The 21567-nt window shown below is 71.7% G+C and carries 20 protein-coding genes and 2 pseudogenes; 9 read left to right on the forward strand and 13 right to left on the reverse strand.

Annotation, left to right across the window (positions count from 1 at the left end; translation table 11 throughout):
• Positions 1 to 42 precede the first annotated feature (42 nt).
• Both BCD49_RS18855 and BCD49_RS18860 read left to right on the forward strand, forming a co-directional pair.
• Entirely contained in the window at positions 43 to 465 is a 423-nt protein-coding gene (locus tag BCD49_RS18855; protein ID WP_007510574.1) for a PPOX class F420-dependent oxidoreductase, read from the forward strand.
• Between the two features lie 31 nt (positions 466 to 496).
• Positions 497 to 1498, forward strand: a complete 1002-nt coding sequence (locus BCD49_RS18860; RefSeq protein WP_083401549.1) for an ABC transporter substrate-binding protein — start codon at positions 497 to 499, stop codon at positions 1496 to 1498.
• Between the two features lie 51 nt (positions 1499 to 1549).
• Here the strand turns inward: BCD49_RS18860 and BCD49_RS46415 are convergent.
• The 8 genes and pseudogenes from BCD49_RS46415 to BCD49_RS18900 form a co-directional block, all read right to left on the reverse strand.
• Positions 1550 to 2484 (reverse strand): annotated as a pseudogene (locus tag BCD49_RS46415) (DUF72 domain-containing protein).
• Positions 2485 to 2639: 155 nt separating this feature from the next.
• Positions 2640 to 3848, reverse strand: coding sequence for a hypothetical protein (locus tag BCD49_RS18870; RefSeq protein ID WP_007510580.1), 1209 nt, complete (start codon positions 3846 to 3848; stop codon positions 2640 to 2642).
• Complete coding sequence (locus tag BCD49_RS18875; RefSeq protein ID WP_007510582.1) at positions 3845 to 4402, reverse strand: SigE family RNA polymerase sigma factor; 558 nt, start codon at positions 4400 to 4402, stop codon at positions 3845 to 3847. The genes BCD49_RS18870 and BCD49_RS18875 overlap by 4 nt, the downstream gene beginning before the upstream one ends.
• Positions 4403 to 4523: 121 nt before the next feature.
• A complete protein-coding gene (locus BCD49_RS43165; RefSeq protein WP_131803508.1) occupies positions 4524 to 4745 on the reverse strand; it encodes a hypothetical protein in 222 nt (73 codons plus the stop codon).
• 321 nt (positions 4746 to 5066) lie between these two features.
• Positions 5067 to 5270 carry a hypothetical protein gene (locus tag BCD49_RS18885; protein ID WP_007510586.1) on the reverse strand — a complete coding sequence of 68 codons (204 nt, stop codon included), beginning with the start codon at positions 5268 to 5270 and terminating at the stop codon, positions 5067 to 5069.
• 160 nt (positions 5271 to 5430) lie between these two features.
• The gene (locus tag BCD49_RS18890; RefSeq protein ID WP_007510588.1) at positions 5431 to 5886 is read right to left on the reverse strand and encodes a nitroreductase/quinone reductase family protein; all 456 of its coding nucleotides are present in this window, start codon (positions 5884 to 5886) and stop codon (positions 5431 to 5433) included.
• A 156-nt stretch (positions 5887 to 6042) separates the two neighbouring features.
• Positions 6043 to 6426: pseudogene (locus tag BCD49_RS18895) on the reverse strand (diaminopimelate decarboxylase family protein); the annotation flags it as partial.
• Between the two features lie 123 nt (positions 6427 to 6549).
• Complete coding sequence (locus BCD49_RS18900) at positions 6550 to 7092, reverse strand: hypothetical protein (RefSeq protein ID WP_007510591.1); 543 nt, start codon at positions 7090 to 7092, stop codon at positions 6550 to 6552.
• A gap of 227 nt (positions 7093 to 7319) precedes the next feature.
• Between BCD49_RS18900 and BCD49_RS18905 the strand changes: the two genes are divergently transcribed.
• Positions 7320 to 10640, forward strand: coding sequence for an ATP-binding protein (locus BCD49_RS18905; RefSeq protein WP_007510593.1), 3321 nt, complete (start codon positions 7320 to 7322; stop codon positions 10638 to 10640).
• Here BCD49_RS18905 and BCD49_RS18910 read toward each other — a convergent pair.
• The 3 genes from BCD49_RS18910 to BCD49_RS43620 all read right to left on the reverse strand — a co-directional run bounded on the left by BCD49_RS18910 (position 10595) and on the right by BCD49_RS43620 (position 13852).
• Complete coding sequence (locus BCD49_RS18910; protein WP_007510595.1) at positions 10595 to 11398, reverse strand: ABC transporter permease; 804 nt, start codon at positions 11396 to 11398, stop codon at positions 10595 to 10597. The genes BCD49_RS18905 and BCD49_RS18910 overlap by 46 nt on opposite strands.
• Positions 11395 to 12357 carry a daunorubicin resistance protein DrrA family ABC transporter ATP-binding protein gene (locus tag BCD49_RS18915; RefSeq protein ID WP_007510596.1) on the reverse strand — a complete coding sequence of 321 codons (963 nt, stop codon included), beginning with the start codon at positions 12355 to 12357 and terminating at the stop codon, positions 11395 to 11397. Before BCD49_RS18915 ends, BCD49_RS18910 begins: the two co-directional genes overlap by 4 nt.
• A gap of 163 nt (positions 12358 to 12520) precedes the next feature.
• Positions 12521 to 13852: a serine/threonine-protein kinase gene (locus BCD49_RS43620; protein WP_335341697.1), complete on the reverse strand. Its 1332-nt coding sequence runs from the start codon at positions 13850 to 13852 to the stop codon at positions 12521 to 12523.
• 511 nt (positions 13853 to 14363) lie between these two features.
• Between BCD49_RS43620 and BCD49_RS18925 the strand changes: the two genes are divergently transcribed.
• From BCD49_RS18925 to BCD49_RS18935, 3 genes are all read left to right on the forward strand, one after another.
• On the forward strand, positions 14364 to 15446 hold the full coding sequence (locus tag BCD49_RS18925) for an aromatic ring-hydroxylating oxygenase subunit alpha (RefSeq protein ID WP_007510600.1): 1083 nt from the start codon (positions 14364 to 14366) through the stop codon (positions 15444 to 15446).
• A 52-nt stretch (positions 15447 to 15498) separates the two neighbouring features.
• Complete coding sequence (locus BCD49_RS18930; RefSeq protein ID WP_071041733.1) at positions 15499 to 16125, forward strand: nucleoside deaminase; 627 nt, start codon at positions 15499 to 15501, stop codon at positions 16123 to 16125.
• Positions 16126 to 16295: 170 nt separating this feature from the next.
• Positions 16296 to 18029, forward strand: a complete 1734-nt coding sequence (locus BCD49_RS18935; RefSeq protein WP_027141302.1) for a cytochrome c biogenesis protein CcdA — start codon at positions 16296 to 16298, stop codon at positions 18027 to 18029.
• Here BCD49_RS18935 and BCD49_RS18940 read toward each other — a convergent pair.
• The gene (locus tag BCD49_RS18940) at positions 18016 to 18948 is read right to left on the reverse strand and encodes a carotenoid biosynthesis protein (RefSeq protein WP_007510605.1); all 933 of its coding nucleotides are present in this window, start codon (positions 18946 to 18948) and stop codon (positions 18016 to 18018) included. The genes BCD49_RS18935 and BCD49_RS18940 overlap by 14 nt on opposite strands.
• A 113-nt stretch (positions 18949 to 19061) precedes the next feature.
• Here BCD49_RS18940 and BCD49_RS18945 point away from each other — a divergent pair, with 113 nt between their 5' ends.
• From BCD49_RS18945 to BCD49_RS18955, 3 genes are read left to right on the forward strand one after another with little or no spacing between them, the layout of a single operon-like run.
• Entirely contained in the window at positions 19062 to 19478 is a 417-nt protein-coding gene (locus tag BCD49_RS18945) for a helix-turn-helix transcriptional regulator (RefSeq protein WP_027141300.1), read from the forward strand.
• Positions 19479 to 19527: 49 nt separating this feature from the next.
• A complete protein-coding gene (locus BCD49_RS18950; protein ID WP_071041734.1) occupies positions 19528 to 19959 on the forward strand; it encodes a VOC family protein in 432 nt (143 codons plus the stop codon).
• A gap of 56 nt (positions 19960 to 20015) precedes the next feature.
• Positions 20016 to 20642, forward strand: a complete 627-nt coding sequence (locus BCD49_RS18955) for a maleylpyruvate isomerase family mycothiol-dependent enzyme (RefSeq protein WP_007510611.1) — start codon at positions 20016 to 20018, stop codon at positions 20640 to 20642.
• Here BCD49_RS18955 and BCD49_RS18960 read toward each other — a convergent pair.
• A complete protein-coding gene (locus tag BCD49_RS18960) occupies positions 20639 to 21484 on the reverse strand; it encodes a LysR family transcriptional regulator (protein ID WP_007510613.1) in 846 nt (281 codons plus the stop codon). The two genes, BCD49_RS18955 and BCD49_RS18960, sit on opposite strands and share 4 nt — an antisense overlap.
• Positions 21485 to 21567: the final 83 nt, after the last annotated feature.

The raw sequence follows: 21567 nt of genomic DNA on the forward strand, positions 1-21567 counted from the left end.
CGCGACGTGAGCGCGTCGGTGACGCGGAGGGAGGATCTGGCCGTGACGAAGCCCCCGTTGCCCGAGAAGGTAAGCGAACTGTTGGCAGAACCGAATCCGTGTGTGATCACGACCATCCGGCCGGATGGCCAGCCAGTCTCCGTGGCCACCTGGTACGTGTGGGAGAACGGCCGGGTACTGGTCAACATGGACGAAGGTCGCAAGCGGCTCGAGTACCTGAGATCCGATCCCCGGGTGTCGCTCACCGTGCTCAAGGCAGACGACTGGTACACGCACGTCAGCCTGCAGGGCCGGGTGGTGGAGCTGAAGGACGATCCGGACCTGGTCGACATCGACCGGATCGCCACGCACTACACCGGCCAGCGGTACGCCGCCCGGGACCGGGGGAGGGTGAGCGCGTGGATCGAGGTGACGAGCTGGCACGGCTGGGTGTCCGGACGAAGGATGCAGACCGCCGAGCACTGACCACCGACCACTGACGACAGGGCTTCGACCGGTGGCGACGGTGCGAGCGGTACTGGTGACGCCGCTGTCCGGGCCCCTGGCGGAATACGGCCGGTCCGGCGCGACCGCCCTCACCCTGTGGGCACAGGAGTTCGTCGCGCCCGACCGGGTGTCCCTCGAGGTGGTGGACGCCCATCCGGACGTGCGTCGGGCGGCCCGCCGCGCCGAGGACCTTCGCCCGGAGCTGTTCCTCGGTCCGTACGGGAGCCGCCCGGCCGCCGACGTCACCGCGACCACCCGCCGCCTGGTCTGGAACCACGGGGGCGCCCAGGTTCCGCCACGGACCAACGTGGTGAGCATCCTCGMCGCCGCGGATACGTACTTCGCCGGCACGGTGGAGATGATCCGCCGTGGGTTCCCCGGTGTCCGGACGGTCGGCGTGCTGCACGGCCCCACCGGATTCGCCCGCGGCGTCGCCGCCGGCGCGACGGAACGGGCGCAACGGCACGGCCTCGAAGTCCGCGAGGCGGTGCTGCCCGCCGCGCCGCCGCGAGCCGACGCGTTGTTGGTGGCGGCTCGCTTCGACGAGGAGCTCGCGCTCGCGCGCACGGTGGACCGCGCGGGGCTGTGGGTGCTCGGTTTCGTCGCGGCCGGGGTGCGGGAGGTGCTCGCCGAGCTGGGCGACGCGCGGGAGGGCCTCGTGGGCCCGGCGCAGTGGCTGCCCGAAGCCGCGCCCGAACCGGACGAGGGGCCCACCGCGGCGTCGTTCGTCGCCGCCTATCGCGCGCGCGCCGGCGTGGAACCGCCGTACCCGGCCGCGCAGGCGTTCGCCGCGGGACTCGTCGCCCTGCGCTGCCTGCGCTCGGCGGGTTCGGCCGATGACGTCGCCCTGCGGGCCGAGGCACGGCGGCTGACGTGCACGACGCTGTTCGGTCCGTTTCGCGTCGACGAGTCCGGAAGGCAGCTCGGGCACCAGGTACTGACGGTGCAGTGGCAGGACGGGCGGCGGGTGGTCGTCTGGCCACCGGAGCGGGCGAACGCCGCACCACGCTGACGCTGACTCGGACTCGGACCGGAATCCGGCGGCGGTCCCCGTTGCCGACTTCTACACCTCGGCGGGCACGGCGACGGTATCAGCGCTGAGCATGTCGACCAGCTGCCGCGCGTTGACCTGTGCGTAGTCGGCGTAGCAGTTGTTCATCAGGACGTGGGTGGTGGATGCCTCCTCGGCGAGGTGGCGCAGCCTGGGCGCCCACTCACGCAGCTCCTGGTCGTCGTACAGATATCCGAAGCGCTCGTGAACGTCCTTGCTGGTCCAGGTGTCGCGCCGGCCGTGGAAGCGCACGACCGAGAGGTCGGCAGTGGCGGCCGCGACCGGCGGTATCGAGCTGGGATAGCCCTGCGGCATGTCGACGCAGACATAGGGCAGCGCGTGGGAGGCCAGGAAGTCGAGCGTCTCGCGTTGGTTGCGCTCCTCCATCCAGGTCCGGTTCCGGAACTCCACGCAGATCGGCAGTGGGGCGCAGCGTCGCTGGCATTCCAGGATGTATTTCTTGTTCGCGGCGCCGACGGGAAACCACCGCGGAACTGGAACAGGATCGAGCCCAGCTTGCCAGCGCTCGCCAACGGCTCGAGCGCCGCGAGGAAACGGTCCCACACCTCGTCCACGGCCACCGGGGGCAGGCCGCGGGCGTAGACGGTCTTACGGCCGTCCGGAACCGCGGCGCGCAGGTCCGGGTAGAGCGCCGCCGGCCGAGTCGGATGCTGCGTGAGCAGAGAGAAGGCCTTGATGTCGAAGGTGAACTCCCGCGGGCTGCGCTCGGCCCACGCGCGTACGGTGCTCTCGCTCGGCGGCGCGTAGTAGGTCGCGTCCACCTCGACCAGCGGGAACCGCCGTGCGTGGTAGCGCAGCCGCTGCTCCGGTGTCGTGACCTCCGGCGGGCACCATCCCGACGCCAGCAGGGTCGGGTCCGTCCAGGATGCGGTCCCGACCAGGATCCTGCCCCCCATGCCCGGCCTCCCGTCCGCCGCTGTTCCCATAGGCACGGCTCCCGTTCACCGCGTCGTGCCGGTTGGAGCCGTGACCATTCCGGCTGGGGACGAACTGGCGAGGTGGGCGGAGACCACGCCGCCGGCTCGGGCAGTTGCCCGAGCCGGCGGCGGGACGGGAAGGCCGGCTCGGCGGAGCCGAACCCCTATCCCGGCGGCCTGGCGGTCGAGGAGGCGCGGTATGTCAGTCTCTCGGGGATCGGGAATCCCGACGCGTCAACGGGGCCGGTACAGTTGATCGAAATTCTGTCAAGGTTGGCCAAAATGAAACCGTCGTGGCCGGGAGCCGCGGGGAGCAGCGCACCCGTGGGATAACCCTTGTCCGACAGATCCGCGGGCCGGTTCGGAGCCCGGCTCGCCGCCTGGAGGCACGCCTCACGCAACTCGTTGGAGCGTTCCGGGGAGGGATATTCAGGAATGTCGGTCGGATCCTTCCACGCAGCCAGCTGGTCGACGAGCGTCCCGGCGGCGTCGAAGGCGTAGAACGCGAGGGGCTGGTCCCAGGCGGGGAAGTTCTCGCCCTCGACCTTGAACCGAGCGAGGAAGGCACCGTCGTCGAGGATCGGGACGACGATGCTCTCACCGGTCGGGAACACGGCAAGCAGCAACGCCACGTCCGGGGACACCCGCCCAGCACCGTACCGGTCGTACAACCAGCCCCCGCCCTGGAAGTTGAACGACGTGAGCGGACCATCGGGCGGGAGTAGATACTGTTCGTAGAGTTTCGCGCCTTGCCCTAGTTCGGCGGTGGCCTGGTCGAAAGCGAGGCGGCCGTCCGCCCCGGTGGGGATCGTGCACAGCGTCATGAAGGTCTCGGCCACGACCAGGGCAGCGGCTCCCTGCTTGTCCTGAATCGCGCCGAGGACCCGGCGAGTGTCGCCTGGTGTGTCTCCCGGAAATCCGCACCGTTGGCTGAGGGTCGCCTTGTCGCCCTCGGTCAGCGGCACGGCTCGGGGAGTGTCCACCAGCCGGATCTTGATCGGTGGCTGCCCGGCCGCCCCGGGTACCTCGGTGGGTACCGCTGGCTGCTGTCCTGGCGTCGGTGTCGGCGTCGTTCCCCCTCCGCCCGCGGGCACCACCGCGGCCGGTTTGTTTCGCTGATCCAGCGGTCCGACGCTCAGGACGGCGGCGACGACGGCGATCACCGCCACCGTCGCCGCGCCGATCAGCCCGGCGCGTCGGACCGCGTGGCGTCGCCGTTCCCGGACGATCCGCGCCCGGGTCTCCGCCCAGGTGGCGGTGCGTGGCCGGACGCTGACCTGGGTGGCCGTCGTCCGGACCCAGGCCGCGACCTCCTCGCGAGACCAGTCTTCGAGAGCCTGTCGTTCCGGCCGCGGCCGCGAGCTGCTGTTCACTGTGCCTCCTTCCTGGTGGTGGTGACCCGTCGCGGGGCGAACGCGCCCGGTGATGGTTGGCGAATGCCGATCAGGGCCGGGTGGGCCCGCAGCTTCGCCAGGCCCCTCGATGCCTGGCTCTTCACGGTGCCGACCGAGCAGCGCAACAGACTCGCGACCTCGGTGTCGGCCAGGTCCTCGCAGTAGCGCAGGACCACCACGGCGCGTTGCCGCGGCGGCAGGCTGGCCAGCGCCTGGGCGAGGCCGGCGCGGTCCTCCACCGCCCCCAGCTCCGATGAGCGGTCCGGGCGGTCCGGCGGCTGGGCGACGAGGACCTGTGGTGGCCGCCGCCGACGGAACCGCCGGGCGTTCGCGTTCACCATCACCCGCCGCACATAGGCGTCGGGCCGGTCATGCGACCGCACGCGTTTCCAGACCCGGAACGTGCGCGCGAGCGCGGTCTGGGTCAGGTCCTCGGCCTCGCCGAAGTCGCCGGTCAACAGGTAGGCGAAGCGCAGAAGCCCAGGTAGGCGCGGGACGAAGTAGTCCCGGAATTCGTCGTCCTCGGTATCCATCCGACCTCCTCGCCCCACAAGAGGCCACAGCGGTCGCGCATGGTTGCGTGGACGGACGACAAATGTCGCACGGGCGCAGTCACGCGCCCGGGGCCGGCTGTCCCCTGGCCGAGTTCAGCCGTCAGACCGACTGGCGGTCGCCATTGGACCTGCTGCTGCCGACGAATCCGCTGCCGACGGCGACGCCGCAGGGCGAGAAGCCTGAGCCGTCGACGGGTCCGCTCGACCTGGAGGCTGTCGACGGCGTGCCAGGCGGACCACCGCTCGGCGACGTCGACCACAGCGTCAGGGCACCGGCGAGCGCCAGTGCGGCGCCCAGCGTGGCGCCCAGTGCGGCAGGCACATACCCATCCGCCTCGTCCTGCCATGAGCCGTCGAGAGCGATGGTATACGGGGAGTAATCGAGAGGATACGGCTGAGGTGGCCGCTGACGGCCCATCGCGGCCGGCTGGTGTGACTGCCTGGGTCGCGCCACGGGCAGTCTGGAGTGTCCCTCGACCTAGCCCTGGTTCCGAAATGGGATCGTGGCATTTCGGCAAGCCCATGGACAGCCTGAACTGACACGCTTCGCGGCACTGCTGTCGGTGTGTGTCAGATGAGTGGGCCTATTGGCTGGGTGAGGTGCCACGGTCCGACATAGATGGTCGAGGTCAGCCCTGATCGCTTACGGGCGTGCCCGGCGACGGCTGAAGGCCAGCCACGTCACGGAACGCGCGATCACGGCGACGACGAGGGCGGCCACGACGTCCTGCCACAGGCTGTCGCCGTCCTCGACGAACAGGATCGCGATGGTCTGCAACCCGACGAAGATGACGAGAGAGCACACCGTCTCGGCGCGACGGCTCCCAGGCTGCCCCATTCCTGCCATGATCTCCGGTCCCTCCGACTGGCTGCCGGGACGGGCGCGATCCCAGCCGCGGCAATGTGGCTGGAGTGTAGGCAGGGAAGCCGAGAAGGGAACGGTAAAGAACCCCCCAGGTAAGCAATCCGACAGACGGCTCAGAGCGCCCGGTGAAGGGCGGATGCGGTCAGGTCGCGCGGGGGATTAGGCGGATGACCGGGAGCTCGCGGTCGGTCTTCTGCTGGTACTGGGCGAAGCGGGGGGAGGCGGCGGTGATCTGCTGCCACGCGGAGTCGCGCGCCCTGCCGTGGAGCTGCTCGGCGGTCACGGCCACCTTGCGGCCGGCCGTCTCGACCTGGACCTCGTCTGGGTGCGCGGCGAGGTTGTAGTACCAGGCCGGGTTGCGGGCCGCGCCGGCGGCCGACGCCACGATGAACCAGCTGAACTCGCCGCCGGGGAAACACGCGACCGGGGTCTCGCGCGCGGTGCCGGTCCTGCGGCCGACGGTGGTCAGGACCAGGGCGTCGGCGTTCATCGCCTGGCCGCCCTTGCGGATCCTCTTCGCCATCAGTTTGTTCGGCAGATTGACCCACTTGCCAGGCTGCCGGGCGCCGCGGGTGCCGTTCTGCGTGTCGAAGCTCATCTGACTACCTCCACAGGGCCTGTGTCGTCCTGACAAGACCTGTGCCCATCTTCACCCCGTCGCTCACCGCGCTCATCGGCCACGCCGCCCGGCCAGGCGGCCAGGCGGCCAGGCAGCCAGGCGGCCAGGCGGCCAGGTGAAGAGTGGGGGCGGGCCTCAGAGGCCGGCTTCCCTGGCCAGGAGGTCCTCGTCGGTCTCCCGCCGGACGAGGAGGCGGGCGTCGCCGTCGGCGACGGCGACCAGCGGTGGCCGGCCGACCAGGTTGTAGGTCGAGGCGAGGCTGTGGTGGTAGGCGCCGGTGCAGGCGACGGCGAGCAGGTCGCCGGCCTGGACGTCGCCCGGCAGCGGCACGTCCCGGGCGAGGATGTCGCCGGCCTCGCAGTGGCGTCCCACCACCGTGACCGGCCGGGCCGGCGCGGCGTGCGGCCGGCCGATGAGCGCGATGGTGTAGCGGGCGCCGTAGAGCGCCGGGCGCGGGTTGTCGCTCATGCCACCGTCGACGGCGACGAAGGTGCGCACGCCGGGGAGGTGCTTGACGGCCCAGCCGCCGCAGCTCGTCATGCGAGTCGACCACCACCCGGCCGACGGAGTAGTCGAGGGCCGCCTTGAGATCCTCCGCGGTGAATGTCCACGTCGTCATCAACCCTCGCGGGAGCGCCCCGCTCAGGCGTCGGGTGTCGGCTCGGCCTGGTCTGGTCCCGGCTGCCCGGCGGCCGTGCGGCGGACTATCTCCTGGAGCCGTTCGCGCAGGGTCGGGTCGCAGTGGGCGTCCACCGCCCGGTTCAGCGAGACGCCGCCCGCCCAGAGAAGCTGGAGGATCTCCATCAGCGGCCCGGTCTGCCCGCTGAGGTCGTAGCTCGTCTCGTCCTCGGCCAGGGTGAACCGTGCGGGGACGAGCCCGTTCACCAGCGCGCTGCGGGACCAGTCGATCTGAACGGCGTGCGTGGCCGGATCGACGAGCACCACGATCTTCCCGGCGTCCAGACTCGCTCTGCGGCCCTCGCCGGCAAGCAGCCGGGCCGCCGTGTCGAACGAGAAGTCCGATCCCCTGACGTGCAGGCTGACTCTGATCTCCGGCTGGCCGCCGACGCCCGCACCCGTCTCGGTCAGGCCGGTGACGAGGGCGAGAGCCAGCACCCTCTCCCGACTGGTGATGGTTGCCCCGGTGGTTGCCCGCGGCTGGGGCTGGGGAGAGCGCCCTAACATCAGCATGCTCCTGTCTCGGAATCGCGTGTCGTCGGCCGGGGCCAGCAGCTCCGCCGAGTCCGAGGTGACCTCCCGCCCGCTCCCATGCGCTCTGTCCGCCGCGTCTGACGATCACCCGAAGGGTGGAATCGTATCTGTTCGGTTCGTCACAGGCCGGCTTTGCGGGCAGCTCTCCCGGTGCCCGGATCGTGATCGTCGGGCTCCCGCGGCCGGGTTAGTCTGCCTGGGTGAGCATCGAGCTGACACTGCTGTCACGGGTTGCCTACCGTGATCGGGAGGTCAGCGGCCGCCGGCTGCGCAGCCTGCTCGCGTTGCTGGCCGGCGACCTGGCGGCGGGCTGCGGCCTCGCCCGGCTCGTGGACGGGATCTGGCCGGACGAACCGCCGGAGAACCCCGCCAAGGCGTTGCAGATCCTGGTCTCGCGGGCCCGGCGGCAACTGGGCGCGGAGGCCGTCGTCCGCACTCCCACCGGCTACTGCCTGACGTTACGCAGCGACCAGGTGGACGCGGCCGTGGTGCCGCTGCGCGTCGCCGCCTGCGAACGTCATACCCGCGCCGGCGACCATGCCGCCGCGCTGGCCGACGCGGAGGCGGGGCTCGCGCTGTGGGACGGGGTTCCGGAGGAGGACGACGCCGGGCTGGATGACCCGTTGGCGGCGCTGCGGGCGCTGCGGGCACCGGAGTACTGGTCGCTCACGCGCGCCCGCGCCCTGGCGTTGTCCCGGCTCGACCGTCTGTCGGACGCCGCCCGGCCGCTGGCGCAGCTGTACGGCCGCCGGCCGCGCGACGAGGAGGTGCTGCTGGAGCTGCTGCGCTGCGAGGTGGCGGTGCTGGGCCCGGCGGCGGCGCTGGCCCGCTACGAGGAGCACCGGCGCGCGCTGCGCGCGGAGCTCGGCGTCGACCCGGGCGCGGCGCTGCGCGCGGCCTACGACCAGCTGCTCGGGCAGGCCGCGCCCCCCGTCCGGCGCGGTGTCCGCAACGAGCCGAACCCCCTGCTCGGCCGGGACGCGGACGTGCGGGCGGTGACGCGCCTGCTCGCGACCTCGCGGGTGACGTCGATCGTCGGCCCCGGCGGCCTGGGCAAGACGCGCCTGGCGCACGCCGTGAGCCGCCTCGCCGAGCAGCGGGTCGTGCACGTCGTCGAACTGGCCGCGATCAGCGGCGACGACGAGGTCGCCGCCGCGGTCGCCTCCGTTCTCGGCATCGCGGAGAACCCCAGGACGTCGCCGGGCCGCTCCGGCACCGCTGGTACCGCCGGCAGCTCCACCGCCACCGCCGGCAGCTCCACCGCCACCGCCGCCGCCGTCGGTCCGGCGGGCACCGCGGCGGCGATCGCACGCGCCCTCGGCTCCGGCACCGTGCTGCTCGTCCTGGACAACTGCGAGCACGTCGTCGCCGGAGTCGCCGACCTGGCGCGGGCGCTGGTCTCCGCGAGCCCCAACCTGCGGGTGCTCACCACGAGCCGGGCGCCGCTGGGCCTGTCCTCGGAGTCGGTCTACCCGCTGCCCGAGCTGGACCCGGCGACCTCGGCCGAGCTGTTCGGCCAGCGCGCCCGGGCCGCCCGTCCCGGGCTCGACCTGTCGACCGCGGCGGTCGAGGAGCTGTGCCGCCGCCTGGACGGGCTGCCGCTCGCCGTCGAGCTGGCCGCCGCCCGGGTCCGCGTCATGTCCGTCGCCGAGATCAGCCGCCGGCTCGACGACCGGTTCGCGTTGCTGCGCGGGACGGCCCGGGACGCGCCCGAGCGCCACCACACCCTCTCGGCGGTGGTCGAGTGGAGCTGGAACCTGCTCGAACCGCCCGCCCGGGCGGCGATGCGCACGCTGTCGGTCTTCCCCGGCGGGTTCACGGCCGAGACGGCGGCCCGCCTGCTCGGCGAGAGCGAGGGCGGCGACGCGGTCCCGGCCGTGGTGGAGCACCTCGTCGACCAGTCCCTGCTGAAGGTCGACGACGCGCCGTCGGGCACCCGGTTCCGCATGCTGGAGACGGTGCGGGAGTTCGGCGAGGCCAGGCGGAACGCCGCGGGGGAGACCGAGCGGGTGGTCGCGGAGTTCCTGGCCTGGGCCCGCGCCTTCGGGGTCGCGCACCATGCCGACCCGTTCGGCGCGGAGCCGGCGCCGGCCGTCGGACGGATCCGGGACGAGCAGGACAACCTGCTGCGGGCGCTGCGCCTGGGGCTGGCGGCAGGCGACGGGGCCACGGTCGCCGCGACGGCGGGCGTGCTCGCGGCGCTGTGGACGATCGAGTCGAACTACACGCCGCTCGCCGCGCTGATCGACGACACCTCCTGGCTGCTGTCGCACTACCGGCCCGAGCCCGCGCTCGTGGAGGTCACCCGGGCGGCGGCGGCGTTGGCCACCGCCTATCTGTTCTCGTTCCACGGCCCGTGCGCGGTCCGCTCCCTCGTCGTGCTGCGCCGGCTGCCCGCCGCGCCGGCGGACACGGTCGGCCGCGCCGCCGCGGCGGTGCTGCGGGCAGCGCCACGGCTGGACGCCGCGGGGCTGGCCGCGCTGTGCGCCAGCGCGGAGCCGCTCGTCGCGGGGATCGCCCGGATCGTCCTCAGTTATGTCCTGGAGCGTGACGGTGACCTGGCCGGCGCGGAGGACGCCGGCCGGGGAGCGCTCCAGCTGGTCCGGGTCGGTGAGCTGCCCTGGGCCCGCATGATGGCCCACGGGCGGCTGGCCGAGCTGGCGATGAACTCCGGCCGGGGCGACGAGGCCCTGTCCCATCTTCGGGCGGCGTCGGGGATCCCCGACGGCATCGAGGACCTCGCGGACGCCTTCGGGGTCGGACGGGCGATGGCGCTCGCCCACCTGCAGGCCGGGGCCGTCGACGACGCGGAGCGCTGCCTGCTGCCCGCGCGGGCACGAGCGGCCCCCGACGCCGACACGGCGGCCTACCGCTCGTTCGACCACGCGGTGCGAGGCGAGTTCCTGTTCGCCCGCGGTGAGATCGACGCGGCGCTCGCGGCCTGGCGGCTCGCCGTCGACGCCGCGAACAGCACCAGCCTGCCCGGCGTCCATGCCGACCCGGGCCTGTCCCCGTGGGCATTGGAGATCAAGGCGGTGGCCGTGGTCGCGCACGCGCGCCACGGCCAGCTTGGCCTTCTCCCGGAGGCCACCGACGAGGTGGTCCAGCTGCTGCCGGACCTGCTGACCCACCCCGAAAGCTTCGAGCCGTCCTACCTCACCGGCGCGCCGCTGTGCGGGGCGTTGGCGTTGGCGCTGGCGATGGTGACGCTGGACCGGGGCCGGCGCGACGGTGACGCCGAGGCCGCCGGGTCGGGAGCGCGGCTGGTGGCGTTGGCCGAGCGCTTCGGGTATCTCCGGCAGTTCCAGCCGACCATGTCCTTGGCCGCCGCCCGGGACGTGGTGCTGGCGGCCGACCGGTCGGCGTACGAGGACGCGGTCACCTCGTACGCCGACCTGGGCCCCGCCGAGCTGCGCGTGGCCGCTCTGGCCGCCGTGCTCGCCGCGCATGCGTTCGACCGGCCGCGGGCGTCGCCTCAGCTCGAGGGGTCCCGGTCGAACAACCTCCTCGCCCACAGGTAGCCGACCAGTGCGATGCCGGCGCACCAGGCCGACGTGATGATCGCGGCGTCGCCGATCGGCGTGCCGGTCAGCAGTCCCCGGATCGTGTCGATGAACGGGGTGAAGGGCTGGTACTCGGCGAAGGCCCGCAGCCCGGCGGGCAGCGAGTCGGTCGGCACGAAGCCGCTGCCCAGGAACGGCAGCAGCGTCAGCGGCATGGGTAGGTTGCTCGCGGCCTCGACGGTCTTCGGCACCATGCCGAGAGCGACCGACAGCCAGGTGACCGCAAAGGCGATCATGGCCAGGACGCCCGCCGCGGCGAGCCACTCGAGCGCGCTGGCATCGGGCCGGAAGCCCACCAGCAGCGCGGCGGCGAGCACGATCACCAGGCTGATCATCGTCTGGATCAGGCTGCCGACGACGTGGCCGGTGAGCACCGAGGCGCGGGAGATCGCCATCGTGCGGAAGCGGGCGACGATGCCCTCGGTCATGTCCATCGCGACCGCGATCGCCGTGCCCTGGGGGGCGGTCGCGATGGTCATCAGGAGAATCCCCGGCGCGACGAAGTTGACGTACGCCGTGCGTCCGCCGCCGCCGGACGGCGTGGCACCGGCGAGTCCGTCTCCCAGCGTGCCGCCGAAGACGTAGACGAACAGCAACAGGAAGATGATCGGAATCCCGGCCATGAACAGCGGCAGGCTCGGGTAGCGCAGCAGGTGTCGCAGGTTGCGGCGCAGCATCGTCGCCGAGTCGGTCAGGGCGAGGGCCGGGCTGGTCATTCTGACGCCACCTTCGCGGAGTCGGTGCGGCCGGTGAGGGCGAGGAACACGTCGTCGAGGTCGGGGGTGTGGACGGACAGTTCGGTGACGTCGACGCGGGCGCCGTCGAGCTGGTCCAGCAGCGCCTTCAGGGAGCGGACGCCGCCGTCGCTCGGGACCTGCAACGTGAGCTCGCGATCGTCTCGCCGCTCCGCGGCGCCGAGCAGCTCGGCCGCCTCGCCCAGGCTGGCGCCGTCCGCGAACCGCAGGAGGACATGCCCGCCGGGAACGAGTCGCTTGAGCTCGGCCGCGGTCCCGTCGGCGACGAGCCGGCCGTGGTCGAGCAGGGCGATCCGGTCGGCGAGCTGGTCGGCCTCCTCCAGGTACTGGGTGGTGAGGAAGACCGTGACCCCGGTCGACGAGAGGTCTCGAACGATCTCCCAGACGGTGCGCCGGCCGCTGGGGTCGAGGCCGGTGGTCGGCTCGTCCAGGAAGAGCACCGACGGGTCGCCGACCAGGCTCATCGCGAGGTCGAGCCGACGGCGCATCCCGCCCGAGTAGGTGGCCGCCGTCTTGCGAGCCGCGCCGGTGAGGTCGAACCGGCCGAGCAGCTCGGCCGCCCGGCGCCGGCCCTCGCGGCGGCCCAGATGGTGCAGGTCCGCCATCAGGATCAGGTTCTCCTCACCGGTGAGGAGGCCGTCCACCGCGGAGAACTGGCCGGTGACGCCGATGGCGGCGCGGATGGCGTCCGGTTCCGTCGCCAGATCGTGCCCGGCGACGGACACCCGCCCGGCGTCCGGGCGGATCAGGGTCGACAGGATCCGTACGGCGGTCGTCTTGCCGGCGCCGTTCGGTCCCAGCAGCGCGAAGATCGTTCCGGCTTGCACGTCCAGGTCGATGCCGGCCAGCACGACCTGTTCGCCGAACGCCTTGCGCAGCCCGGTCGCCGAGATGGCCGGCGCGAAGCTGTGAGGTGACATGCGGCGAAGCGTGCGGCCTGGCCGGATTACGGCGGTATCAGCGCGGTTTCACGCGCGAGTGCGCCGTGGGCATCTCCTGATCCGGCGCCTCGGCCCTCAGTACTGATCGAGGGTGAGTGGTGGAAGATCTTCCCGGCGCCATATGCCGCTGGAAGATCGCCGGTCAGCCGCGTCGTTTGTTCAGGTGCTCCAGCACCATGGAAACGTCGGGACGAGCGGCCGGGTCCTTGGCGAGCGCCCGCCGGACGAGGTGGCTCAGCGCTGCGTCCAGTCCCTCCAGCACCGGTTCGGCGTCGAGCGTCCGGTACATGATGGTCGCGATGTCGCCGCCACCGAACGGCGGAGCACCCGTGCCGGCGAAGGCGACGAGCGCGCCCCAGGCGAAGATGTCGGTCTTCGGGCTCGCGGGTGGCTGGCCCCGGAACTGCTCGGGTGCCATGAAACCCGGAGTGCCCACCGTCGTCGTGCCGCGGCTGAACACCTCGCTGGCGTCCGTCGCCCGGGCGATGCCGAAATCGACCACCCTGGGCCCGGTATGCGACATCAGGACATTCTGGGGCTTGAGGTCGCGGTGGATGATGCCCGCCTGGTGGATCGCGGCAAGAGCCGAGGCCACCGCCACGGCGAGCTGCTCCAGCGTCGAACCGTGCAGGGGGCCGTTGCCGCGCACCCACGCCGACAGCGTCGGGCCCTCGATGTACTCCGTCACCAGATATGGCAGCGGCCCTTGGCCGTCGAAGTCGAGGATCTCGGCGGTCGAGTGCCGTGCGACACGGCTCGCCGCGAGAGCTTCCCTCCGGAACCTCTCCCGGTAGTCACCCGCCGCGGCGAACTCGGCCCTGATGGTTTTGATTGCCACCTTTCGCCCGGCGGGATCCACGCCAAGATAGACGTTTCCATACCCGCCCTGGCCGAGGCGTCCAAGAATTCGGTATACGCCCAGCTGTCGGGGTTCGTACGATTCGAGCGGCGGGAGCGACGCCGGCCCGGCCCGCCCGTGGCTCGCGGCGATCAACCCGGATGAGCCAGGAATTGGAGGTCCGGACGGCGCGAGATCCGGATCTCCGGCCGGCTCCGACCGGCCTGGGCGGACGACCTGCCCTGGAGTATTCGGGCGAAGCGGATGCTCCGCGAGGGACGTCGGGGGTGCTATCTCCTCTGTCTCACGGTTCACATCGGGACCGGTGACACCGGCGTCAAATCCGCTGGGAAAGTTATCGGCCCACTGATCTTCGTTTGTCGGATACCTGGGCGTGAAACGCGGACGGAAACCCGGCGCCAGTCCGGTCTCCGCGTCATCGGTCAGTTCCCTAGACCACTGGCCGGCTCGGGGACCGCGGGGCACGCGGAATTCTTTGGCTGCGCGGCCAGAGCGGGACGACAGCACGACGAAGACGACAGCGCCGACGATAAGCACCACGATGAGCGTGATGGCCAACACGGAAGACGACACGCCCACCCCCCTCGGCGCCCTGCTTGACCACGCAGTGGACACAGTAGACGGAGACGGCGGATCGACGGCGCCGGGTCGGGAATCTGTCCTTCGCCGGCATATCCCGTCGGCCCGACGGCCCGGGCGATGCGGTCCCGAGCCTGCCCCACCAGGACGGCCGGCCGCCGCCGGTGGTCGCCGGAGTCACGTCGTTGTTCGACGGGCGCCATCGGCCCGTAACGGCGGCAGCGGATAGTCGGGAGGCCACACGGGCGGAAGGAGGTGTGCCGGATGAGGCAGGACCGTCGTGTCGACGTGCGCCGCCAGGTCCACCGGCATGCCTGGACCCGCGGCCGGATCGCGCACGGCGCCTGACGCCCGCGGCGTCCGCGCCCAAGACATCCGTCCCCAGGCCCTTTGGACGGCTGAGCCCTGCGGCTGGACCCCTGCCCTGCGGGCGGACCCCCACGGCCGGCGCCTCGTCGGGCCGCATCCGAAGAAAGCCCGCCAGTCCTTTGTCGCGTGCCTCCGTTGCGCGCGATCCCGACCCTTCCGAACCCTTCCGAGGATTCCGATGGCTGACACACCCGCCGCGCTCGCCGCTCCGGCGGCGCTTCCTACCGACTGCTCCTTCGACCCGGACGACTGGGCGATCCTCGCCCGGCACTGGTACCCGGTCGCGCTGTCCCGCGAGGTCCGCGACCAGCCGGTCGCCGCCCGGCTGCTCGATGAGCGGCTCGTCGTCTACCGCGCCGGCGACGCGGTCGTCGTCGCCCGCGACATCTGTCCCCACCGCGGCGTCCCGCTGACTCTGGGCACCGGCAACGGCGAGACCATCGCCTGCGCCTACCACGGGCTGCGGTTCGGCGAGTCGGGACGTTGCGTCGCCATCCCGGCGCAACCGGCCGCGAAGATTCCCGCTCGGATGACCCTGCTGACCTACCCCGCCGTCGAGCGGTACGGGCTGGTCTGGACCTGCCTACGCCCGGGCCAGGAGCTCGCTCCCGGCGGTTCGGCTCCCGACGGTTCGGCGGCGGCCATCCCGCGGATGCCGCACTGGGACGAGCCCGGCTTCCAGCAGGTGACCTGCCCCGCCTTCGAGGTCGCCGCGTTCGCCGGCCGCCAGCTGGAGGGCTTCCTGGACGTCGCGCACTTCGCGTTCGTGCACACCGCGACTTTCGCGGACCCGAACAACAGCGAGGTGCCCGACTACTCGCTCACCCCGACCGAGAGCGGCTTCACCGCCGACTACTGGAGCACTGTCGGGAACTACCCGCGCGGCGGCCCGCAGGGCGATCCCGATTTCCGCTGGCTGCGTCACTTCGAGGCGCACCTGCCGTTCACCGGCACGCTCGTCGTGCATTTTCCGGGCGAGGGCCGCCTCGTGATCATGAACGCCGCGTCGCCCGTCTCCGCCCGGCAGACCAGGATGTTCGCCCCGATCGCGAAGAACTTCAACATCCACCAGCCCGACCAGGAGATCTACGACTTCAATCTGCGGATCTTCGAGGAGGACCGGGCCATCGTCGAGGCGCAGCGGCCCGAGAACCTCCCGCTCGACCCCCGCATCGAGGTCAACATCGCCGCCGACCGCAGCTCGGTCGCCTATAGGCGCGGCCTGCGCGCACTTGGCCTGAGCCACTTCTTCACCGCCTGAACCGCCTGAACCGCCTGAAATGCTTAAACCGCCTGAATAGGAAGCCCCCCGGATGAACCCCACCCCCGCGTCGCCCACCAGCCGCGCCGCCACCGCGCTCGATGTCGCCCTGCCCGCCTGGGTCGACGAGGAGGTCCGGGCGACCGGTGGCGTGCTCCCCGACGTCGAGGAGCGGATGCACCTCGTGCACCGTCTCGCGGCCCGCAACCACCAGGAAGGCCACGGCGGCCCGTTCGCGGCCGTCGTCGCCAACCCCGGCACCGGCGAGATCTACGCCGCCGGGGTGAACCTCGTCCTGGCCACCGGCCTGTCCACGATGCACGCCGAGGTCGTCGCCCTCTCCTTCGCGCAGACCAGGCTCGGGCTCTGGGACCTCAGCGCCGTCGGCTCCMCGGTCGAGCTCGTCGTCAACTGGCGTCCCTGCGTCATGTGCTACGGCGCCACCATGTGGTCCGGCGTCCAGCTCCTCACCATCGCCGGCGAGGGCGACGAGATCGAGCAGCTCACCGGCTTCGACGAGGGACCCATGCGCGACGACTGGGCCCAGCAGTTCGCCGACCGCGGCATCACCGTGCGTTCCGGCATCCTGCGCGACGAGGCCCTGGAGGTCTTCGCGGACTATGGCAACCGCGACGACGTCATCGTCTACAACGCCCGCGGTGGCGCCGCGTCGAGCTGATCGAGCCAGGCGTGGAACACCAGGCGGGCCCGCCTGGCGATGGCCCACCCCAGACCAGGACCTGACGCGGCGGGCTTAACGTCGTGCTCAGAGTCGGGATCTAGCATCGCGACGCGGCGAGGACGTCGCCGCGGGGTCTCGCGGGCAGGCTGCCGGGTGGGAGGTCTGCGCTGATCACGCTCGTTCTGATCGGGGTCGTCGGCGGGATCATCACCGGCATCTCGCCCTGCGTCCTGCCCGTCCTGCCGGTGGTCTTCCTCGCCGGCGGCGTCCAGGGCACACGACCCGGGCAACCCGTTACCGCGGCGGAAGAGACCACGGCGGAAGAGCCGGACAGGGCCGCGCGGCGCGCGAGCCGACGGCCCTACTTCGTGGTCGCCGGGCTCGCTCTCAGTTTCAGCGCCTTCACGCTCCTGGGAACGCTGGTGCTCAGCGCCCTGCCCCTTCCGAAGGACATCGTGCGCTGGGCCGGGCTCGTCGCCCTCATCCTGCTCGGCGTCGCCATGATGTTCCCGACCGTGCAGCACCTGCTCGAACGGCCGTTCTCCCGGATCGGTCAACGCCAGGTCACCGGCGAGCGCGGCGGGTTCGCCCTCGGCCTGGCGCTCGGGGCCGTCTACGTGCCGTGCGCCGGCCCGGTGCTCGCGGCGATCACCGTCGCCGGCGCCACCGGCATGATCGGGGTGCGCACGGTGGCGCTCACCGTGGCCTTCGCCTGCGGGACCGCGTTGCCGCTGCTCGGGTTCGCGCTGGCCGGCCGCGGGGTCGCCGAGCGCGTCCGTGCCTTCCGGGACCGCGAACGCGGCATCCGGATCGCCGCCGGCGCGGTGATGATCGCGCTGGCGGTGGCGCTGACGTTCAACGTCACCGACGCGTTGCAGCGAACGGTCCCCGACTACACGGCCAGCCTGAACGATGATCTCGGCGGCTCCGGCGCCTCGGGGCTGCTCGGGTCCGGCCAGTCCGAGGGGCTGGCGGTCTGTGCGCGCAGTCCGGAGCCGACCCTGCAGGACTGCGGCAAGGCACCGGAGATCGCCGGAATCCAGCAATGGCTGAACACCCCGGCCGGTGCGCCGGTGAACGCGAGCGATCTGGCCGGCAAGGTGGTTCTGGTCGACTTCTGGGCATACTCCTGCATCAACTGCCAGCGTGCGATCTCCCACGTCCAGTCCTGGTATTCCGACTACCAGAAGGACGGCCTGGTGGTGATCGGCGTACACACCCCGGAGTACGCCTTCGAGCAGGTCGGGGCGAATGTGGCCGCCGGTGCGAGGAGACTGCACATCACCTATCCGGTCGCGTTGGACAACGACTACACGACCTGGAACAACTTCGGCAACAATGCCTGGCCCGCCGAGTACCTCATCGACGCGACCGGTCAGGTGCGGCACGTCGCGATCGGGGAGGGGGATTACTCCACCACCGAGTCGCTGATCCGCCAGCTCCTCACCGCCGCCCACCCCGGAGTCGCCCTGCCAACCGGCACCGAGGTCGCCGACACCACACCCGACAATCCGCACCAGACGCCCGAGACCTACCTCGGTACGGCACGGGCGAACAACGGCGTCCAGGATCCACTGGGCTCAGGTTCCAGAACCTTCACCTACCCGGGGGCCGTCCCCGACGACATGTTCGCGCTCACGGGCACCTGGACCGTCGACGAGGAATCCATCACCGCCGAGAAGGACGCCGGCATCAAGCTGAGCTTCTTCGCCAGCGCCGTCTACCTCGACGTCGGCGGCACCGGCACGATCACCACCTCCGTGGACGGGAGGACAACCACCCACCAGGTCTCGGGCGCACCCAACATCTACACGCTGGTCGAGAACCCGTCGCCGCGGAATGACACCGTGACGGTCACCCTGTCGCCGGGCCTGACCGCCTACTCCTTCACCTTCGGCTGATCGCGGCGGTCGCTCTGACGGTGGCGGTCGCTCTGGCGGTGGCGGTCGCTCTGACCAGGGCCAGGGTGGCGGTGAATCCCAATGTCATCAGGCCCGTCACGAACGCGGACCCGTAGATGTCGGCGATCACGAAGGTCCGGCCACCCACCGTCACCTCGCCGGGAGGCCGGGACAGGCACAACCCGAGCAGCGGAAGGACGGGCAGCGCCCACACCACGCTCGGGAGCACCCGGCAGGCTCGGCCGGCCGGCGGTGCCGCCGCGGAAACCCTCGGTTCGACGAGCGCGAAGACCTGGGAGATGATCCAGCCGGTGAGGAGCCACCCGAGGAAGTTCGAGACGGGCACTCCGAAGTAGCCACCGGGATCGTCGTACCGGTACTGGGACCTCACCGTGGCGAACACCGCGTCGAACGTGAAGTCCCAGCCGGTGAGGATCACCGTCGCGACGAGCGGCGTGGTGAGGCGCTCGGCGCCCGCCGGCCGATGTGGGTCGCCGCGCACGATGACGCAGGCCAGCACCCACGCGATCCAGCCATAGGCGAAATAGGCCGACGGCACCACGAGTGGAATATCGAGAAGGCGCGGCCCGCCGGTGAAGTGCTCGTAGTGCCCGAAGGGGAACCCGGACGCGACGCTGCTCGCCTCCAAGGCGAACGCCACGACATAGCTGATCAGAAAGTACGTGCCGACACCACGCCAGCCCACCCACAGCGAACCGTGCACCACGCTGAACAGCAACGCGACGCCGGGCAGCGCGTCCATGGCCGCGTCGCCGACCGCTCCACCCGCCCCCACCGCCCCACCGACGGCGATCACCAGCGCGATCAGCGCGACGACCCAGAGGATCAGGGCGCGCACACGTCCCGCGGGGCTACCGCCGCCCGCTCCCGAGGCCGCGTCGATGCCCGCGTCAGTCATCCGTAGTCGCCTCTCCTGAACCTCGATAGATATACATATTTTATACGTTCCGAGGTCGGTGTGGCGACGGCCGGTGGTCGAGGGTCGATGGCCCGCCGGGTGATACTTCGGGTGTGGTGCCGCGTTCCCGTCATCTGCTGCGGGCCAGGGATCTTGCCGACGGCCGGTACTTCGAGGAGCTCACCGTGGCGGACCTGGCGCGGGCCGCCGGACTGTCACCCGCCTACTTCAGCCGTGAGTTTCGGCGGGTGTTCGGCGAGTCGCCGCACCAGTACCTGCTGACCCGCCGCCTGGAACGCGCGGCGGCGCTGCTGCGCAACACGGACCGTCCCGTGACGGACATCTGCTTCGACGTCGGGCTCACCAGCGTCGGCTCGTTCATCACCAGTTTCCGGCGGGTGTACGGCGCGGCGCCGTCGGCATACCGCGCCAGCTTCCCGCCCGCGCGCCGCCACATCCGGATTCCGGACTGCGTCGCCCGGGCCTACGGACGGCCCGGACACCGCACGTTTGGAGAAGTCGAGACCTGACTCCCGCACATAGCGTCGCGCCCAGCCGACGTGCGACCAGGGAGTTCCGATGATCAAGATAGCCAACGCGCAGTTCTGGGTGCATGACCAGGACGAGGCGCTCGCCTTCTACACGAAGAAGCTCGGCTGGGAGGTGCGGGCGGACGTCACCATGGCGGAGTGGTCATTCCGCTGGCTCCTCGTCGGGCCACGCGACCAGCCAGAGGTCGGGCTCGTCCTGATGCCCGTCCCCGGGCCGCCGATGATCGACGCGRCCAGCAGCGAGGCACTCGCGGACCTGGTCGCCAAGGGCGCCGGCGGCACCCTGTTCCTGGAGACCGACGACTGCCAGGCCGCCTACGACGAGCTGTCCGCCCGGGGCGTCGCCTTCAACGACCCGCCGACGCCGCAGCCGTACGGCATCGACACGTCGTTCCGTGACCCGTCGGGCAACAACGTCCGACTCACCCAGGTCCTCGAGTTCTCCCCGGACCGCCACTGAGACGCCCCACGAAGGGGGCGCCGCATGAAGGAACGGGCGCAGCGAAGGAGACTCGAATGAAGGGCCCCGTGATGACGGACGATGGCAATCTGCAACTACTCGTGGCTGATGGTTACCTGACACTGGCCGATCTGCTCGGCTCGGTACCCGAGGAGGCGTGGGAGACGCCGTCACTGTGCGCGGGCTGGCGTGTCCGAGAGGTCGTGGCGCACCTGACCATGGCGGCCCGGTACTCCCCGGACGCGTTCCTGGCCGAGCTACGGGTCCGTGACTTCGACTTCCCGCGCCTGTCCGACGAGCTCGCCGGCCGTGACGCCGCGCTGCCCACCGCCGAACTCGTCGCGAATTTGCGTTCCGACGTCATGCGCCACTGGACGCCACCGGGCGGCGGCAGTCTCGGCGCGTTGACCCATGTGGTCATCCACGGGCTTGACGTGACGGTGCCGCTGGACGTGCCGCGGCGGTTCCCGGACGAGGCCATGGCCGTCGTGCTCGACGCCCTCGCCAAGGACGGCGGCTCCCGCCATTTCGGCGTCGACGCCGCCGGCCGCTCGCTGAGCGCCACCGATCTCGACTGGTCATCCGGCGCCGGCCCGCCGCTGCGCGGCCCGGCCGAGGACCTCGCCCTCGTGCTCAGCGGCCGGCGCCTCCCGCACTCTCGCCTGGCCGGCCAGCCCCTCTAGGACAGCAGGGCGTTCGCCGCCTCGGCGACGGCCGTCACCAGCGTGGCCGGGGCGCCGCGCCGGCCCCGGACGTGCAGGGGCTCGGGCTCGACCGTGGGGAGGTCGTCGCGCTGGCGCAGGCCCTCGGGCGGGGTGCCGACGTGGGCGAGCAGGGCGACGCCGAGCCCCGCCCGGGCGGCGTGCAGGACACCGGCCAGGTGGCCGGCCTCGCAGACGACCGAGGCCTCCATCCGGTTGTCGCGCAGGATCTGGAGGGCCCGGCGGCGGATGGTGCACGGCTCGTCGATGACGACGAGCGGTACGGCGCCGCGCGGCGGCTGCCACTCCGGCGCCGCGTACCAGGCCAGCGGCAGCGCGCCGGCCGGGTGGCCGTCGCGCCCCCGGACGTCGCCGATGAACAGCGAGGCGTCGATGGCACCCTCGTCGAGCCGGTCGTTGAGCTGCCTGCCGCGGTCGATGCGGAAGCGCACCGCGTGGTCGGGGAAGCCTGACCGCAGCCGGGCGGTGATCGAGGGGAGCAGCAGGTCGGCGGCGTGCTCCGTCGAGCCGATGACGAGGGTGCGCTCGGCGTCGTCGGCCCTGCGCAGGCGCTCGAGGGCGTCGTCGTGCGCGGCGAGGATCTTGCGGGCCTCCGCGAGGAGCAGCTCGCCGTCGGAGGTGAAGCGGGCGCTGTTGCCGTCGCGGCGCACCAGCGGGCGTCCGCACACCTGCTCGAGGCGCCGGACGTGCTGGCTGACCGCCGACTGGGACAGGTGCAGGCTGTCGGCGGCGCGGCGGAAGCCGCCCGAGTCGGCAATGGACGTGAGGCTGCGCAGTGCGATTATGTCCAGTATCCCGACCATGCCGATAGGGTAGCTGTGATTCTGTTTTGTAATCAGTGTGATGTGGATGTTGATCGTGCCCGTCCGGCGACTGCCGGGTCCGC

Origin of the sequence: Pseudofrankia sp. EUN1h (assembly GCF_001854645.1) — a bacterium.
Lineage (GTDB): Bacteria > Actinomycetota > Actinomycetes > Frankiales > Frankiaceae > Pseudofrankia > Pseudofrankia saprophytica.